Source organism: Pseudomonas sp. W2Aug9, from assembly GCF_023127755.1.
GTDB lineage: Bacteria > Pseudomonadota > Gammaproteobacteria > Pseudomonadales > Pseudomonadaceae > Aquipseudomonas > Aquipseudomonas synxantha_A.
Genome location: NZ_SPKL01000003.1, coordinates 1 through 19,508, shown reverse-complemented (window position 1 = coordinate 19,508; position 19,508 = coordinate 1). Strand labels below are relative to the sequence as shown.

5 protein-coding genes are annotated in these 19,508 nt (G+C 63.3%); all 5 read left to right on the top strand.

The window, feature by feature from the left end:
• Positions 1 to 103: 103 nt before the first annotated feature.
• Entirely contained in the window at positions 104 to 4,558 is a 4,455-nt protein-coding gene (locus E3O56_RS02760; RefSeq protein ID WP_248127796.1) for an SDR family NAD(P)-dependent oxidoreductase, read from the top strand.
• Positions 4,559 to 4,591: 33 nt separating this feature from the next.
• Positions 4,592 to 5,497: a hypothetical protein gene (locus tag E3O56_RS02755; protein ID WP_216090984.1), complete on the top strand. Its 906-nt coding sequence runs from the start codon at positions 4,592 to 4,594 to the stop codon at positions 5,495 to 5,497.
• A 141-nt stretch (positions 5,498 to 5,638) separates the two neighbouring features.
• The gene (locus E3O56_RS02750; protein ID WP_248127793.1) at positions 5,639 to 11,869 is read left to right on the top strand and encodes an SDR family NAD(P)-dependent oxidoreductase; all 6,231 of its coding nucleotides are present in this window, start codon (positions 5,639 to 5,641) and stop codon (positions 11,867 to 11,869) included.
• Between the two features lie 73 nt (positions 11,870 to 11,942).
• A complete protein-coding gene (gene fabD / locus E3O56_RS02745) occupies positions 11,943 to 15,275 on the top strand; it encodes an ACP S-malonyltransferase (protein ID WP_248127791.1) in 3,333 nt (1,110 codons plus the stop codon).
• On the top strand, positions 15,272 to 19,508 hold a 4,237-nt coding region (locus tag E3O56_RS02740), incomplete at its 3' end, for an SDR family NAD(P)-dependent oxidoreductase (RefSeq protein ID WP_248127789.1). The genes fabD and E3O56_RS02740, both read left to right, overlap by 4 nt.

Here is a 19,508-nt window from a genome sequence, read left to right as displayed (position 1 = left end):
CTGGCAGCCGGTGCAGGCCTCACCGGCGGCGGCGCCGCCTCGGCGGCGCCACGTCATCCTGTGTGAGTGGCCTGGAGAACGGTCGGATCATCCAGGGTGGCAGGTGCTGACGCCAAAGGGCTTGCCGACAGAGCGCTACGTGCACTGTGTCGGGCAAATTGCTGAGCATTTGCGCCAGATCATTGTCGATGCGGCGCACGAAGTTATCTCGGTACAAGTGGTAATACCCGTCAATCGGTCTGCGTGGCTGAGTGGCATTCATGGGCTGCTGAGGTCGGCGCAACTTGAAAGCAGCAAGCTGCGAACGCAGTTGGTTGAAATCGACCAGAGCTTCACTTTTACGCAGGTTCGGCACGCCGTGGAGCAGGCTGCGGCCCTGGAGGTTCATCCGTGGTTGCGGTTCGACGCTCAAGGTGGTCATGCCCGTCAGTGGACGCAGGCGACAGTACTGGATGATACGCACCGCTGTAGGTGGAAGAACGCGGGTGTCTATCTGCTGACAGGGGGAATGGGCGGGTTGGCGCAGTGTTTCGCCGCCGATATTCTCAGCCGTGTCGAAGGCGCAACCGTGGTACTGGTGGGGCGCTCCCCCTTGGGCCAGGCCGGCCAGGATCGGCTGGATGCCCTGCGGCGCATGGGCGGCAAGGTCAGCTATGAGCAAGTCGATATCAGTGACGAGGCGGCTACCGAACGGCTCGTGGCTGATGTGCAAGCCCAGTACGGTGCGCTCAATGGTGTGCTGCATTGTGCAGGAACGCTGCACGATGAGTTCTTGCGTAATTTCAAACACCAACACGGCGATGGGGTGCTGGCGGCCAAGGTGGGCGGTACCTGGTCGATCGATCAGGCGACGCGTCACTGCGACCTGGACTGTTTCGTGCTGTTTTCATCCGCCGCGGCAGCCGTCGGGCACCCGGGCCAGGCGTTCTACGCGGCGGCCAACGGCTTCATGGATGGGTTCGCCGAACAGCGCACCCAGCAGGTCCAGATGGGCGAGCGTCGAGGCCGAACCGTTTCGATTGCCTGGGGGCTGTGGCGCGACGGCGGGATGCAATTGGATGCACAGGCCAGTGCGTTGCTGGAGCGTGAGTCGGGCATGATCCCGTTGAGTCGCGAACACGGCGTTGCGGCGTTTCATCAAGTGATGGACAGTGATGCGTGCCGAATCGTGGTGATAGAAGGGGATGAACAGCGCCTGCGCCGGCGTCTGCATCCGCTGTCGAACGAGGCGACGCTGCCCGCTGATACACGCATGCTTGACGTGGTGAAAAGGTTGGCGGGGCAAGTGCTCGGCATCGCGACCAGCGAGCTTGAGGGTGACCACGACTTTGATAGCTATGGGTTGGATCAGGCGCGCTTTAATCAATTGATCCAGGCACTTGAGCGCGAATGCGGGCTTGAGGTGTCGCCATTGGTTTATCGGCAAGTGCGTTGCCTCGACGATTTGGTGGCCCACCTGCCTGCCCAGCCACGCGCCGGCACTGCGCCGCGTGCCGTGGCCGGCACCGCCTCAGCGCAAGTGCTGCTCGAGCATGCGTTGCAAGTGCTCAAACGGGTGCTATCCCCTGTGGTGCAATGGCCGGAGGATCGTCTGGACAGTGATGAGCCGCTGGAGCGCTACGGGCTGGACTCGATGATGGTCATGACGATCACCGCCGCGCTGGAGGCGCAATTCGGCGCGCTGCCCAAAACCTTGTTCTTTGAGTATTCGACGCTGCGCGCCTTGGCCGCATACCTGTGTCGCGAGCATGCATCGACGTTGGTGGCGCTGGTCGCCGACGTAGCGGGCACGCTGGCGTCAGGCCCCGATGAGGCGCGGGTGGCCGGTATTGCCAGCCACGACCCCGTGCCTGCCGACGCCGCGCAATCGCCTGCATCCGCCAAGGAGACGTCGCAACGCTTTGACGTCGCCATCATCGGCCTTGCCGGGCGCTATCCCCAGGCCCGCACCCTGGAAGAGTTTTGGCAGGTACTCAGCCAAGGGCGCGACTGTATCAGTGAGATTCCCACCGAGCGCTGGGACCACTCCCGTTATTACAGCGCTGATGAAGACGCGCCGGGCAAGACCTACGCGCGCTGGGGCGGGTTCATTGATGGAGTGGCTGAATTTGATCCGGCGTTTTTCGGTATCTCGCCGCGTGAAGCGATGGCCATGGAGCCCCAGGAGCGCTTGTTCCTGCAGACCGCTCACGAGGCCATTGAAGACGCCGGTTATACCCGCCAGGGCCTGGCAGCCAGCGCCCGTCACGAAGATGCCGAGGGCATGGTCGGTGTATTCGTCGGCGTAACGTACGAAGAGTACCAACTGTATGGGGCGCAACAGACTGCCGAGGGGCGGCCGCTGGTGCTGTCCATGAGCCCATCGTCGATTGCCAATCGCGTTTCGTTCGTCAACGGTTTCCATGGGCCAAGCATGGCCATCGATGCGATGTGTGCGTCCTCACTGACGACTATTCACCTGGCCTGCCAGAGCCTGCACAGTGGCGAATGCCAAGTAGCGCTGGCCGGAGGCGTGAATGTATCGATTCACCCCGCCAAGTTCCTCATGCTGGGGGCAGGCAAATTTGCCTCCCGACGTGGCCGCTGTGAAAGCTTCGGTGCCAGTGGCAGCGGTTACGTGCCCAGTGAGGGTGTGGGGGCTGTACTGCTTAAACCGCTGCATCAGGCCCAGGCCGATGGCGACCGTATTTATGGAGTGATTCGCGGGAGTGCCATCAACCATGGCGGGCGAACCAACGGTTATGCAGTGCCTAATCCGGCAGCCCAGGCCGCGGTGATCAGCCGTGCCTTGCGCCAGGCGAACGTGCAGCCGCGGCAGATCGGTTATGTAGAAGCTCACGGCACGGGTACGGTGTTGGGCGACCCGATCGAGGTGGCCGGCCTGTCCCGTGCGTGGCGGGCTTACACGCCGGACCGGCAGTTCTGCGCCTTGGGGTCGGTCAAGTCCAATATCGGCCATTGCGAAAGCGCTGCGGGCATCGCCGGGTTGACCAAGGTATTGCTGCAAATGAAGCACGGACTGCTGGTGAGCTCACTGCACGCTGAAACGCTCAATCCCAATATCGACTTCAGCGAAACCCCCTTTCGTGTGCAGCGTACGCTGGCACCCTGGGAGCGCCCGCTCGGCTCCGATGGCGTCCCGGGCCTGCGCATGGCTGCCATTTCCTCCTTTGGCGCCGGCGGGGCCAATGCTCACCTGATCGTCAGCGAGGCGCCGCTGGCCCAAGCTGCTCACGCGGCGATGACAGTGACTGCGCCGTTACCCATCGTTCTCTCTGCACGCTCTCGCGAAGCCTTGCTGGAGGTGGCGCAGCAGCTCGTGGACTGGTGGTTGGACGCTGCGGCCAATCGCGAGCCGGACCTGCAAGCCCTGGCCTACACGCTGCAAGTGGGGCGCGAGGCCTGGGAGTGGCGGGTGGCGCTGTTGGTCACTTCGGGCGACGAACTGGTGCGTGAGCTGCGCGCCTTTATCGATGGCGCGCTAGAGGGGCCGTCCTGGTGGTCCGGCTGCCTTCCCGAGGCGCACAGCCTGGCGACGCGTCCCAGTGAGCAAGCCTGCGCCGCCATTCGGCAGATGTTCGACCAGGCTGACTTGGGGGGCATCCTGCGTCGCTGGGTGCAAGGCGAAGCGGTTGACTGGTCACCGCTGTATCACTCGCACCGTCCAGCGCGCCTTGGCCTGCCGACGTACCCGTTTGCCCGGCAACGTTATTGGGCGCCGAGTGAGGTGGCGGTCTCGGTTGAGTCTGTGGCGTCCGTGGCGCAGGGCGGCAAGATTCGCCTGCGTGCACTGGATACTTTGCCTGTGGCTGATAGCGCACCCATCGTGCCGCCCGCGCCGCGGATACTCAGCCAACCCGCGCCTTTAGCGGCCAAGGCGGCGCCGGTCGTCCCAGTGGCCGACGACGAATGTGCACAGTTCCTGCGCCAGAGCCTGGCGGCCATGCTGTATTGCGAGCCAGGCCAAATACGCGACGGCAGCCGCTTCCTGGAGTTGGGTCTGGACTCGGTGATCGCCGCGCAATGGATCCGTGAAATCAACAAGCACTACCAGTTGAAGATTCCCGCCGACGGCATTTATACCTATCCGGTATTCAAGGCCTTTACGCAATGGGTGGGCACCCAGCTTCAGCCAACTCAAGCAACGGCTGCGCCGGTCCAGCGCGAGCCAGTGGCATCGGCACCGCAGCCTGGCGCGCAGGCAAGTGCGCAACGCGAGTCGATCCAGGACTACCTCAAGCAAAGCCTGGGTGAACTGTTGTTTCTCGACCCTGGGCAGTTGCGCAGTGGCGCGCAGTTCCTGGACCTGGGAATGGACTCGGTCACAGGCACACAATGGATGCGCGGGGTCAGCCGGCACTTTTCCATTCAACTAGCGGCCGACGCGATCTACACCTGGCCCACGCTCAAGTCCCTGGCGGATGAGGTCGATCGCCGGGTGCAGGTTGTACACAGCTCCGATGACTTGCTCGATACGATCCTGAACCAGGTGCAGAGTGGCGCCTTGGCGGCTGACAGCGCTTGCGCAGTGGTCGAAGACGTGTTGGCGCAGCGGTAGCAACATGACTTTGAATGTCGCAGGTAAGTAACGATGAGAACTGCCTATTTGGCCTCCACCGCCTATGTCTTGGGTGAACAGGCCCATGATTATCGCGACGCGGCTTCTTTCGAGGCGGTGTGCAAGCAACACAGCATGCCCGATTTCGCCAGTGTGTTTGGCTGGGGCACCTACTGGCGTACGACACGCTCGGTCGGCGAACTGCTGGTTGAGTCAGTCGCCAGCACATTGGCCAGCAGCGGCTTACGGGGCTGTGACATTGATGCGCTGGTGGTGTGCAGCAGCAATTTCGAGTCGGGCCAGGTGGTGGACTATCTGCCGCTGCTGCGCGAGCTGCAACTGGCTCGCGCCTTCCCGCTGGGCGTGACATGGGGCGATTGCACCATGCTGTTGGCAGGCCTTGAGGTCGCCCGCGCCCAGGTATTGGCCGGGCTGGACAATGTGCTGGTGGTCTCGGCCAATCGTATCGAAGACGAAGCTTTCCGGTTCCAGCATTACGCGTTGTTCAGTGACGGTGCTGCCAGTTGCCTGGTGACTTCAGGGCGCCGCCGCGGCTTCGAGATGCTCGGCAGCCTGGCCAGGTCAAATGCCGGGCTGGCACACGACCCCAAGGAGGATGACACCCGGCTGTTCCGTGAGGTGCATGAGCAGTTTATGCACCGCCAGCAGATTAATACGGCGGACCTGGAACAGGTGGTGTGCAGCAACGTGTTCCTGCCAGTGCTCAAGATCAAGGAAGGCCGGCAGGGGGTGAGCGGTACACAGTTGTATGTGGATAACGTGACGCGGGTGGGGCATTGTTTTTCCGCTGATTCGCTGATCAACCTGTGCGATTACCAGGCGCGTGCGCAGCAGGTGCATGGCGGCCTGGTGATGTTGACTGCCAATGCCGATGGGCTGCGCTGCCAGACATTGTTGCAACGGGTGAGTGATGCCTGAAACCGGCGGGCTACCTTGGCCGTGTGGGCAAACCTATAACCGCTCATAGGTTTGGTCAGGATCGAATTCTTGTAAGTTGAGAATGATGTGGGGTCGCCTGGCGGCCATTCCTCAAGAATTCTCCAAGGGTCGATACTGAACATGGTCAAAGACTTCGACAGCAATGAGAATGCCGGCAATGCGTCCGGGTCGGATACCCACCCGCATGCTTTCGACATTGCGATTATCGGGCTGGCGGGCCGCTATCCCCAGGCCGAAAATATCGAGGAGCTTTGGGAAAACCTCAAGCTGGGTCGCGATTGCATTACCACGGTCCCTTCGCAACGTTGGGACCACGACGCGATCTATGACCCATCCAAGGGTGTCTCCGGCAAGACCTACAGCAAGTGGGGCGGCTTCCTGCGTGGAGTCGATGAATTCGATCCGCGCTTTTTCAACATTTCACCGCGTGAAGCCGAGATCATGGACCCGCAGGAGCGCCTGTTTCTGCAGTGCGCCTACCACGTGCTCGAGGACGCCGGCTACACACGCCAGAGCTTGAGCGCCAAAGGCCGGGTTGGCGTCTATGTTGGCGTTCAGTACACCGAATACACCGCCTTCAGCACCGCACAGACGCTGGTCGCCGCACTGCCTGCCTCCATCGCCAACCGCGTGTCATTCTTCTGTGATTTTCGCGGCCCCAGCCTCACGCTCGACAGCATGTGCTCATCCTCGCTGACCACTATTCACCTGGCGTGTCAGAGCCTGCGCAGTGGCGAGTCGGAGTACGCCATTGCCGGTGGCGTTAATGTGTCGATCCATCCCAACAAGTACCTGCTGCATGCCCAGGGCCGTTTCGCGTCCAGTGTGGGTTGCTGCAAGACCTTTGGCCAAGGGGGCGACGGCTATGTGCCGGCCGAAGGCGTGGGCGCCGTGTTGCTCAAACCGTTGCCCCAGGCCATCGCCGACGGCGACCGTATCCATGCAGTGATAAAGGGCAGTTCAATCAACCATGGCGGACGGGCGACCGGGTTTACCGTGCCCAAATCGTCGGCCCAGGCCGTGGCCGTGCGTTCGGCGTTGCACCAGGCCGGCCTGGCGTCCAGCGACCTGAGCTACATAGAAGCGCATGGCACCGGCACGGCCCTAGGCGACCTGATCGAAATCGAAGGTTTGCGCACCGTGTTCGAAGCTGACGGCTTTGAACCGCAAACCTGCGCCATCGGCTCGATCAAATCGAATATCGGCCATTGTGAAAGCGCCGCGGGGATAGCCGGCCTGACCAAGGTCTTGTTGCAGCTCAAGCACCGCCAGTTGGTGCCGTCGCTGCACTCCACGCAGCTCAATCGCAATATTGATTTTGCCGGCAGCCCGTTTCACGTCCAACAAACCCTGGAGCCCTGGCTACCCAAGGGCGCCGCCGATGCTGTGCAACCGCGCCGTGCAGGTATTTCGTCATTTGGTGCCGGCGGTTCGAACGCGCACCTGGTGGTCGAGGAGTATTCCCCCCAGGCGCAGGCCCACACCCACGTACCGACGTTGCCGAGCGACGTCCTCATCGTGCTGTCGGCACGCACGCATGAGCGCCTGCAGGCGGTAGCGGCGCTGTTGCTGGGGCGCCTGGAGCAAACGCCACTGGCCTGCGACCTGGCGGGTTTGCATGATCTTGCCTACACCTTGCAGGTGGGCCGCGAAGCCCTGGACGCGCGGGCCGCGTTCACGGCCCAATCAGTGCAGGTGCTCAAGGAACGCTTGGTTGCGTTGGCAGACGGGGCCCAGCATCCCGACGTGCTCATCGGCCAGGCGCTCAAGCCGGTACGCCTGCGTGCGGGCGAAACGGCGGTGCCAGTGCAATCGCCGGCCATGGACGATAACCAGGCGGTGATGCGTCACTGGGTCAGCGGCGGTCAGGTCGAGTGGGCGCAGTTGTATCAAGGGTTCCAGCCGGCCCGAATCAGCCTGCCGCTGTACCCGTTCGTTCGGGAACGCTGCTGGGTGCCACCTGCGCCGCAGACTGCAGTGCTCGGGCGCTTCGCTGCACCCGGCGACGGCCCGCATCCGCTGCTGTCACGACAGATCACGGCAGGTGACAGCCAGCAATTTGAAGCGCAGTTTTGCGGCGACGAATTTTTTCTCGACCACCACCGTGTCAACGGGCGCAAGGTGCTGCCGGGCGTGGTCTACCTCGAAATGGCGCTGGCGGCGCTTTCGCGGGTTTCTGGGCAAGCCGACCTGGCCCTGAACAGCATCCTGTGGGTGCGCCCCTTCGAGTGCTTTAACGATCCAGTCACCCTTACCCTGGCTGTGGAACAGGCTCGTAAGGGCAGCGGTTGGGAGTTCGAGTTCTTTGCCTGGCTTACCCGTGAGCCGGGGGGCGAACCGGTGCGCCAGGTCTATTGCCGCGGCCAGGCGTCGGTGCCTGCAGAGCCCGCCCCCCTGGCCCACCTGGACGTGAACGCACTCGCGGCGCTGGCGCAAGGCGCGGCGTCGACCACCGAGTTCTATCGCCATTTTGCCGCCGTTGGTATCGAATATGGCCCTGGCCATCAGGGCCTGCATGCCTTGCGTGGCGGCGCCGAGCAAGTGCTGGGGCATGTGCGCTTGCCAGACTTCCTCAAGCCGGGTGATGAGTTCCGCTTGCATCCTTGTCTGCTCGACAGTGCACTGCAGGCAGCCATGGGTTTCACCACAGGCAGTGAGTCATCGCAAGGGCCCCAGGTGCCTTTCTCCCTGGAGCAATTGACTCTGGGCCGTTCCAGGCGCACACCCGCCTGGGTGAGGCTTACTGCACACACATCGGGTGGCGGTCGTGGCAGCTTTGCCTTCGATGTGGAGGTGTTCGACGCTCAAGGCGAGCCCTGTGTGCATCTGCATGGCCTGCGCTCACGGGTCATGGCACGAGCGCCTGCGCCGCCCAGCCTGGCCTTGATGACACCCGGCCTTGAGGCATTTGTCGAACCTGCTTGGGCCGGCCTTTCACACGCTCACCGGATTTACCTGTGCCCGGGCAGCGAAGCTTACGCCGCCCAGGTTGCCGAGCACTTTCCCCAAGCCCAATGCGTACTGCTCGAATCCGGCGATGATCAGGGGCTGACATTGCCTGAGCGCTACTGCCGGGCCGCGCAAGCATTGAGCGAGCACCTGCGCCAATTACCGCACGACGGGCAAGGTTGCCTGGCGCAACTGGTCGTCGCCGACGACGATAGCTCAGGCCTGTTCGCCGGGTTGTTCGGGCTGCTGCGATCATTTGCCCGCGAGCAAACTTCATTGCGGGTGCAACTGCTCCACCTGCAGCCGGGCGATGCGTTGCCGCCACTGCTGCAGAGCGCCTGCACCGCAGATGCGGAACTCGCCCTGCACCGTCGTGATGGTCAACTGTTCAGCGCCAGCTGGCAGCGCCGGCCTGACGAACAACTGCCGGCCGAGCCGGGTGCCGCGCCGTGGAAACCTACGGGGGTTTACCTGCTCACGGGAGCTTCTGGCGCCCTGGCACGCAGCATCGCGCTGGATATCGCCCGCGCAGCAGAGGGCGTGAGCCTGGTACTGGTGGGGCGTGGAGTGCCGGATGACGACATGGCGGCCCATATCGAGCAACTCGAGAGCTTGGGCGCGCAGGTGTTGCATCGCACGGCCGACCTCGCGGACGCGACAGCTTTACGCGCACTTGTGCAGGAAGTATCAGCTCGCGTGGGATCGCTCACGGGTGTGCTGCACATCGCCGGCTGTCGTCAGGATGGGTTGCTCAGGAACAAATCGGCCGAGCACCTGCGCCAGGTGTTGCTGCCCAAGGTTGACGGCCTGTGGAACCTGGACTGCGCGACGCAAGACCAGCCCCTGGAGTTCTTCCTGGCCTTTGCCTCCATCGCGGGTGCCTTGGGTAATGCGGGTCAAAGCGACTATGCCTGCGCCAACGCGTTCATGGATCAATTCGCTGAATATCGTAATCGACAGGTGGCTGACGGCACTCGACAGGGCCATACCATCGCGATCGACTGGCCGCTGTGGGAGGACGGAGGCATGCAGTTGAGCCCTGAGCACATGGGCGCGATGACCAAGGCAACCGGCCTGCGGCCTTTGGCGACGACGCAGGGACTACAGGTGCTGCGCCATATCATCCACCAAGGCGGCGCACGCTGGTTGGTACTGCCAGGGCAGGGCGCCACCTTCGAGGCACTGGTAGCCGGGCTTGGCGTGGGGGTTGCCGCTGCCGTGGCACCGCGCAGTCAGGTGGACCCAAGCGATACTTTGCGTGGGCTGGTCGGGCAGATCCTCAAAGTCGACGCGCAAGAGATCGACGACACCACGGCATTTGCGGACATGGGCTTTGACTCGGTGATGCTGACCGAGCTGGCAACCGCCATCAATCGCACCTACACACTCGAACTGGGTACCGCGGCGCTGTTTGAGCATCCGACGCTGCAAGCACTGGCGGCGCACCTGCAAGGGGCGCGGATGGCCGAATCGCAGCCGCCGGCACCGGGCTTGACCCGGGCGCAGGTTGCCCAGGGCGTGCGGGAAGTGGTCGCCGAGGCCCTCAAAGTGCGTTTGGAGGACATCGGCGATGATGATCCCTGGAGTGACTACGGGATGGACTCGGTGAGCAGTGTCCAAATGACCGGGCTGCTCAACGAACGCTTCGATATCCAATTGGCCGCCGATACGTTCCAGGCTTTTGGCAACGTGGTTGAATTGACCACCGCGATTGCCGACATCCAGGTGGTGATGGCGTGTGCCGATATCGAGCGCCAGCCCAGCGCTGGCGGTGGGGTAATTGCTGATACAGCGCTGCTCGATGAGTTGGTGGCATTGGTGTGTCAATCGTTGAAAACCGTCGCGGGCGATATCGACCCGCACACCGATCTGCATGACTTCGGTTTCGACTCGGTACTGCTGACTCAACTGTTGGCACAGATCAGCAGTACCTACGGCGTCGAACTCGACCCCGGGAGTGTTCTGGAAGATGCGACCGTGGCCGGTTTGGTGGCTCAGGTACAGGCGCAGCGCCATGGCGCAGAGCCGGCTTCGCTGCGGGTGCCGCAGGTGCAGGAGCGCCCGGCTCCTCAACGCGTGGTTACCCTGGCGGAGCCTGAGCAACGGGCCGACCGGCAAAGCCCGGTCGTGGTGCTGTTATCGGCCGGCAGTGCGGCGCAGTTACGGCAGGTGGCGGACAACTTGTTGCACCTGATCGACGGCCAGGCCGACCATGACGTGGACCTGCACACCCTCGCCAGGGTGACCCAGGCCGGCAGTGGCTTGATGCCCGTACGGTTGGGGCTCAGTGTGGTCAGCCTGGAGGCATTGGCCGAGCAGTTGCGCGCCTATCTGCAAACCGATGAGCACAGCGCTTACGCTCAAGTGGGTAACGCCGAGGTCGATGCCAGTGTGCTCAATCGCGTCATGGCATTGCCAGGCCTGGCCGATCAAGTGCAGGGCTGGCTGGATCAAGGCGGCACCTTGCCGTTATTGCAGCTGTGGTCCCAGGGCCTGGACGTGGATTGGCGTTCGCTGGCGGGCGCGGACTCGCCAGCGTCCGCGCTCAGCCGCATGCCTGCGTCGCCGTTGCGTGAGCCCGCCCCGGTCGTGACGCTGCTCAATCACGCTGGCGAGCAAGGGCTCTTCTGTTTCCCCGCCGCGGGTGCGGGCGCGCAGTCTTTTCATGCATTGGCCGCGGCCCTTGGCGATGTCGCGCAGTTGCAGGTGCTGGAGTACCCACCGCTGGATACGCAGGCACCGCCAGATCTGTCGATGCAGCGCATGGTCGCTGCGCATGTTCATACCGTCACCCGTCGCTGCCCCGCTGGTGTCGTCCGTTTGCTCGGACACTCTTTTGGGGCCAGCGTGGCTTTCGAGGTGGCGGTTGAACTCCAGGCACGCGGACGCCAGGTGCAGTTGTTCATGCTCGACAGCTTTTTCTATGTGCCTCAAGAGCTTCAAGGTGAGGTGTTGACCAGCGCGCAGTTGCGCTACTTCCTGGGTGATACACCGCTCTGCGCACGCCTGCTGGACGCCCAGGACAAAGGCGCCGTGGTGTCCCTCAAGCAGGTACGCGAGCTGATGCGTGATGCCAGCCTCAACCAGGGCCCCGCACAGGGTCCGGGTGCATGGCTGGCGGCGCAGATCGCCATGAGTGTCGACTATCGCCCCACCCACACCTTCACCGGCGACACCTGCGTGATCATCGCGGCGCAAAGCATTCTCGGCGCAAGCAGTCTTCCCCACACCCTGGCGCGCTATTGCGCCTACCTGACCGCGAGCCCCCATGTGGCCACGGTGGACGGTGGCCATATGTCGATGCTCAACCCGGGCAACGTCCATACCTTGGCGCGTGCGCTACGCCTGCACCTTGATACACCGGGTGGTAAGTCCCAAGGGCGACGCGCAGGCGAATTCTGAAGGTGGAGCGGCAAGGCTCCGCCTCAAGGGCGCGGCCGTGCCCGGGTTTGAGCAGTTCATAGGAGAAACCAGCGTGTCCATTGTTTTTATGTTTTCAGGACAGGGGTCGCAATACCGTCACATGGGGCGGGCGCTGTATGAGCGGCACGCCGGGTTTGGCCGGCACATGCGCGCGCTGGATGAGGTCGTGCGACAAACCGGCGGGTATTCGGTGCTGGATGGGTTGTATGGCGACCAGCCCCAGGCAGCGGCGCTGGACGACATTCTGGTGACGCACCCGGCCATCTTCATGGTCGAGTATGCGTTGGCGCAGTCGCTGATCGAGCACGGTGTATACCCCGACCATGTACTCGGCTCCAGCCTGGGAGAAGTGGCTGCGGCGGCTGTAAGTGGTGCGCTTGACGCCGAGCAGGCGTTGGGCTTTGTGGTTCGTCAGGCTCGATTATTCCATGAGCATTGCCCGGCGGGAGGGATGACCGCCGTACTGGCCGATATCGCCGTGTTCGAGCAATTGCAGGCCGACGGCATCGAGGTTGAGCTGGCGGCGATCAACTATCCGCAACATCTGGTCATCAGCGGGACAGTCTCTGCATTGGCGGCGGCGGAAATGCAGTTGGCGCGGCGCAACGTGGTGTTTCAGAGGCTTGATGTGAACCGCCCATTTCATTCTTCGCACATGGATCCATTGCGCGACGCATTCATTCAAACCAGCCAGGCATTGCAACTGCGCACACCGCGGATGGGCTATGTCTCGTCAACCCTTGGCGGCCCCGTCAGCCAGTTCGCCCCCGAGCACCTGTGGCATGTGGTGCGCTCGACACTGCAGTTGGCCCCCGCCATTGAATACCTTGAAGGCCTGGGCCCCCATGAATACCTCGACGCCGGCCCGTCCGGATCGATGGCCAATTTCGCCAAACGCTGTCGCAGTGCCCACTCGGCATCCACCGACAGCCTCATTCTGAGTCCCTTCGATACCTCGGCACGCTCCTTCGAGCGGCGCATCACTTCTTCGGCACAGCGCGTTGTCAGCGCGGAGATCATGGCTATGAAACAAAGCAAAACGGTGTACATGTTTCCCGGGCAAGGCTCGCAGTTTCGCGGAATGGGTGAGGGCTTGTTCGAACGCTTTGCCGAACTGACGGCCTGTGCCGATCGCGTGCTGGGCTACTCGATCCGTGAGCTGTGCGAAAACGATCCGCGCAACGAACTTGGCCAGACCCGCTTCACCCAACCTGCCCTGTATGTGGTCAATGTACTGTCGTACCTGGCTCAGGCTGGCGATGCCGCGCCCCCCGACTATGTGCTCGGGCACAGCCTCGGCGAGTTCTGCGCTTTGTTTGCCGCCGGCGCCTATGACTTCGAAACCGGATTGCGCCTGGTCAAGCGGCGCGGCGAACTCATGTCCGAGGCCACCGGGGGCGGCATGTCGGCTGTGCTGAATCTGGATCTTGCGACGATCAAACAGGTGTTGCGCCAGGCTGGGAGTACACAGCTGGATTTCGCCAACTTCAATGCCCCGCAACAGACCGTATTGGCCGGACCGCTCGACGCACTGGAAAGCGTGCGTACGCAGATTGAAGACGCCTCGGGTATTTGTGTCGCGTTGAATGTCAGCGCGCCTTTCCACTCCCGCTACATGCGTGGCGCCCAAGAAGCGTTTGCGGCTGAGCTGGCCCGTGTGACCTTCAAGCCCCTGACGCTGCCGGTGATCGCCAATGTCGACGCACGCCCTTATGAGCAGGAAGCTATCGCCAGCCAGTTGGCGCGGCAAATGACGTCATCGGTGCAGTGGGTCGAAAGCATCGAGTATTTACTGCAGGCCGGCATCACCCAGTTCAAGGAGATCGGCCCCGGCAATGTATTGACCAATCTGCAAGCGAAAATCGAAAAAAACCGTTCGCCAGCCCCGCCAGTCGTGGCATCTGCCGTGGTTGCACCGCTGCCTTTGGCTGCGCGGCATGACGACGGCGTGCCGGGCCTGGCGCTGACAGCCGAGGGGTTGGGGAGCGCCGCATTCCGCCAGGCCTACAACCTGCGGTATGCCTATATGGCCGGTGGCATGTACAAGGGCATCGCGTCGGTGGAACTGGTGGTCAAGCTTGTCAACTCAGGGTATCTGGCGTTCTTCGGCGCGGGCGGCTTGAGTACCGCAGCGGTCGAACAGGCCATTGTCGAAATCGCTCAACGCACCCAACCGCGCGCTTTCGGCATGAACCTGGTCTGCAACCTGTCCAACCCCCACAAGGAAATCGAGCTGGTCGAGTTGTTCATGCGTAAAGGCGTTACGGTGATAGAAGCCGCGGCCTTCATGCAAATCACCCCGGCGCTGGCGCTGTACCGGCTGCGCGGCCTGATCAAGGTGGGTGACCGGATCGAGGCGCGCCACCGGATCGTCGCCAAAGTCTCGCGGCCGGAGGTGGCCCAGCAGTTTCTTGATCCGGCACCTGCGCGGGTGGTGGAAAAGCTGCTTGCGCAAGGGCTGGTGACGCCCGAGCAGGCGCAGTGGGCGCAGTCGGTGCCGATGGCGGACGATCTGGTCGTAGAGGCCGATTCCGGTGGGCATACCGACATGGGCGTCACCGTGGTCTTGCTGCCGACGATCATCCGTTTGCGTGACAGCCTATGCCAGGCTGCCGGGTATACCGAACGGGTACGGGTGGGGGCCGCAGGCGGCATCGGCTCACCCGAGTCTGTGGCGGCGGCCTTCATGCTGGGGGCCGACTTTGTGGTGACCGGTTCGATCAACCAATGCACGCCCGAGGCCGGTACCAGCGATGTGGTGAAGACTCTGCTGCAGGACATCAACGTGCAGGACACCGATTACGCGCCTGCCGGTGACATGTTCGAACTGGGTGCCAGGGTACAGGTACTCAAGCGCGGGGTGTTTTTCCCGGCACGGGCCAACAAACTCTACGACCTGTGGCGTCGTTACGACTCACTGGACGAGCTGGATGAAAAGACCGCCCGGCAGATTCAGGACAGTTTCTTCAAGCGTAGCTTTGATGAAGTCTTCGAAGAAACGCGTGCCTACTACAGCAAGGTTGCGCCGCAGGAAATCGACAAGGCTCTTAGCAACCCCAAGCACAAAATGGCGCTGGTGTTCCGCTGGTATTTCATTCACAGCACACGCTTGGCCATGACTGGCAGCGAGGCGCAGCGCGTTGATTACCAGGTGCATTGCGGGCCCTCGATGGGCGCGTTTAACCAATGGGTCAAGGGTACCGACCTGGAGGACTGGCGCAACCGGCACGTCGACCTCGTGGCCGAGCGGCTGATGAACGCCGCCGCCGCTTATTTGAACACCCGCTTGCGCGCCATGCTGACGCCCGCAGCGCCGGCGCAGACGGGGGGGCGGCCCGCCTACGAGGGCGCCCCCTTACGCATGGCCGGGAGTGTGCGGACATGAAGAATCGACTGTCATCCTTGATTCGTCGTCTGGCCGGGCACACGCACACTGAGGGAGGCGTCGGCGATGCCGCGGAGGCCGGCAAGCATCGTCACCCCGGTGATATCGCGATCATCGGGATGGCCTGCCGGGTACCGGGCGCGGGCGACTACCAGCAGTTTTGGGAGAACCTGGCGAACGCGCGGGACAGCGTCACGGAGATTCCGGCGAGCCGTTGGGATTGGCGAGCATTCTGGGGCGACCCCACGAGTGAAGACGATAGAAGTCACGCACGTCACGCCGGGTGCATCGATGCGGTCGATGCGTTCGACGCACGCTTCTTCGGCATCGCGCCTGCCAGTGCGCGGATCATGGACCCCCAGCAACGCATCATGCTGGAGCTGAGCTGGGCCTGCCTTGAAGACGCAGGCGTGGTGCCGTCCGCGCTGGCCGGCTCGCGCACCGGGGTGTTCGTTGCCGCGTTCAATTATGACTACAAGCAACTGCTGGAAAGCGCCGGGTTGCCCATCGATGCCCATCACTCCACGGGCAACGCAGCGGCCGTGATTGCCAACCGTATTTCGCACTTCTACGACCTTCACGGCCCCAGCGTGCTGGTGGACACCGCCTGTTCCGGTTCGCTGAGTGCCATCCATCATGCCGTGCAGTCACTGCGTCTGGGTGAAACCGAGCTGGCCCTGGCTGGCGGGGTCAACCTGCTGCTGACACCAACCCGGCATATCGCGTTTGCGAAAACCGGCATGTTGTCCCCCACGGGGGCCTGCAAGAGTTTTGATGAAGCGGCGGACGGATATGTGCGCAGCGAGGGCGCCGGTTTGCTGCTGCTCAAGCCCCTGGCCAAGGCGCTGGCGGACGGTGATCCGATCCACGGCGTGATCAAGGGCAGCGCGGTCAATCACTGTGGCAAGACCCATACGCTGACCTACCCCAGCTCTGCGGCACAGGCGCAGGTGATAGAGCAGGCGCTTGGGGATGCGCACATTCCGGCGTCGAGTGTCAGTTATATCGAAGCCCATGGCACCGGCACCCCCAAGGGTGACCCTATCGAGATCCAAGGCCTGCGCCAGGCATTTTGCCCGCAGGCAAGCGAACCGCAGACCTGTGGGGTGGGCTCGGCCAAATCCAATATCGGCCATTTGGAGGCGGCGGCGGGCGTCGCGGGGGTGATCAAGGTCTTGCTCTCGTTCAAGGCCGGGCAACTGGCTCCCCTTTGCCATTTTTCTGCACTCAGTTCGCGGATCGACCTGCAAGGCAGTCCCTTCTACCCGGTGACCCGCCTGCAGCCTTGGGAACCAGCGTCAGGGGTACGCAGGGCAGGGGTCAGTTCCTTCGGATTCGGGGGGACCAACGGTCACCTTATCCTGGAACAACCTCCCGCGTGTGCCGAGGTCGACGTGGCGGCCCGTCCCGGCTGGCTCATCGCATTATCGGCCAAGACACCGGCCAGCTTGCGCCGCCAATGCAGCGCGTTGCATGACTGGCTGCAGGGTGCCGGCGCATCTGCCAGCCTGGCGCAACTCAGCCAGGCATTGCTCACCGGCCGCGAACACCTGGCCTGCCGGCAGGCCTGGGTGGTCAGTGATCGCGACACGCTGATTGCTCAACTACTGGCTGCCTCGCAGGCCGAGGTCCAGGCACCTGAGATGGACGAGGAGGGCGCAGCGGTGCGCCAACTTGATGCCGCACGCCTGATCAAGGCACTGCCGACGCTGGCACACGAGCCGTCGGCCTACCTGGCCCACCTGCAAACGCTGGCCGAGCATTATTGCTGCGCGGTGCCGGTGAAGTTCAGCGTGCTGTTCAGTGACCAGACGCGCCACCACCTGGGCCTGCCGAGTTACCCGTTCGCCCGTGACCGCTTCTGGTTGCCCACCGCGCCGACCGATCTACTGGAGTACCACCTGCAACGGCATGACCCGTCGATTGGTGACCATGTGATTGCCGACCAGCATCGGGTCGCCGGGGCTGTGACGCTGGCGGTCGCGGCTCGCGCCTGGGGGGCGCTGCCGGCGGGGGGCTGGTGCGCCAGCCAGGTGGCGTGGCTGCAGGCCCTGGACGTGCCGCTACAGGGTGCGCTGCTGCGTGTGAGCCTGCGACCAGCAAGCGCCGGGGCAACCGATTTCGAGGTGCGCGTCGAGGGCCTGGTGCATCCGTTGTGCAGCGGCACACTGGCGCCCGGCCAGACTGATGAGGTGCGGCGTGACGTGCACGCGTTGAGGCGGGCTCACCCTGACGCCTGGCTGACGCGGGAGGTGCTGTATGAGCAATTACGCAACGTCGGCATGGCATATGGGCCAACATACCGGGTGTTGCAGGACAGCCACCTGCAAGGTGATCAATCGTTGCTGGCGTTGGTCGTGGTGCCTGCGGGTGCGGCCGATGACCTGCCGTTTTCTCCCGCCGCTGTCGATGCGGCTTTTCAAGCAGCGGTGCTTTTGGCCATACGTCAATCCGGTGAGCAAGCCAGGCTGGGATTTTCGGTCGGCCAGTTGCAGCTGTCGGCTCCGTTGCCTGAGCGCTACTGGGTGCATGTCAGCGCTGCCACGACGGGCGCGCAGCAGTGCCGATTCAATATTGAATGGATCGCCGAGGACGGACGCGTTTGCGCCACGGCCAAAGATTTTGTACTCAAGGCCACCCCAGTCCAACAAGAGCAATCGCCCAAGGCCAAGGTCCACAGCGTCGAATGGCGTGTGCTGCACCCTGTTGAAGAAGGGCATGCAGAGGCACAGCGCCGCACGTTGATTATCAGCGCCGACCCGGCACAGGCACAGGCCTGGTCAGCTGGCAGCACCCAGGCCAGCGTGCTGGCAGGCCAATCGGATTGGTCGGCAGAGCAATGGCGGGACGCGCTCGGCAATGCCGGCGCTTTCGAACGCCTGATCTGGCTGGCCCCGATCCCGAGCGGCGAAGCCTGGTCTGCACAGGCTGCCACTGCTGCGCAGGAACACGGGGTAATGGCGCTGTTCGCGCTGTGCCAGGGGCTGTTGATGCTGAAGGTGCGCGAGCACCCGCTGGAGTTGCTGGTGGTGACTCGCCAGGCACTGCAGGTGCTGCCGGGCGAGCGCCATGACCCCACGCATGCGCCCGTGCACGGTCTGGCGGGCACGCTGGCGAACGAGTGCCCAACGTGGCAGGTCCGCGTGGTGGACCTGCCCCTGGCGCCGATGGCGGCTTCACCGTCGCTTGCGCCACTGGCTGCCCTGCCGGTAGGCGCGAGCGGGGCGTGGCGCGAAGGTCAGTGGTATTGCCAGGTGCTGCGGGAGGTCAATTATTGCGCGGCGCCTCCGGTCTACCGAAAGGGTGGGTGCTACATCATCATCGGTGGTGCCGGCGGGATCGGTGTGGCCTGGACGCGACGCCTGATCGTCGATTACCAGGCTCAGGTGTACTGGATAGGCCGGCGACCTCTGGACGAAAACATCCGCGCCGACATCGAGCGTCTGGCGAGTGAAGGGCCGGCCCCGATTTACCTGCCTGCCGATGCGGGCGATCCGCAAGCGTTGCGCGAGGCTCTGGACTGGGTGCATGGCCAGCACGCCCAGGTGCATGGCGTGATCCATGCAGCCATGGTCATGCGGGGCAAGAGTGTTCAACGTATGAGCCGCGAGGAGTTCAGCCAGGTGCTGGCGGCAAAGGTCGCTACCGGCGCGGCGCTGGAGCAGGCGCTGCAACGACCGCCCTTGGATTTCCTGGTGTTTTTCTCCTCGATCAATGCCTTCGAGCGATCGCCCAATCAGAGCAACTATGCAGCCGGGTGTTGTTTCATCGATGAACTGGGCGGCTATTTGGCGCAGCACTTGCCTTGTGCGGTCGCCGTTATCGACTGGGGTTACTGGGCGGACGCAGGCGCATTGGCCGGTTCGCCTGCTCTGCAAGTGCTACGTGAGAAAACAGGCGCCGGCTTGATCGGTTTGTCGGCGGCAATGGAGGTGGTTGACCTGGCGTTGTCTCGGCCATGGCTGCGCGTTGCAGGGACGGGGCGGGAGGCGCGCACGCCGCTGGCATTGGAATGCCCGCGGCAACTGATCAGCGTGATGCCTTGCGAAACACAACGGATGGCAAACATGCTCGCGCTGTTTGCCATGGCCGTCGAAGGTCGTGGCTCGCTGCAATTGCGTGGCGGGCTGATGCTGGAGCCTTTGCAGACACTATTGTGCCAGGTGCTGTTGGTGCAATTGCAGGCAGCCGGGCTGTTCGACCAACCCACACCGCAGACCACCCAAGCCCTGT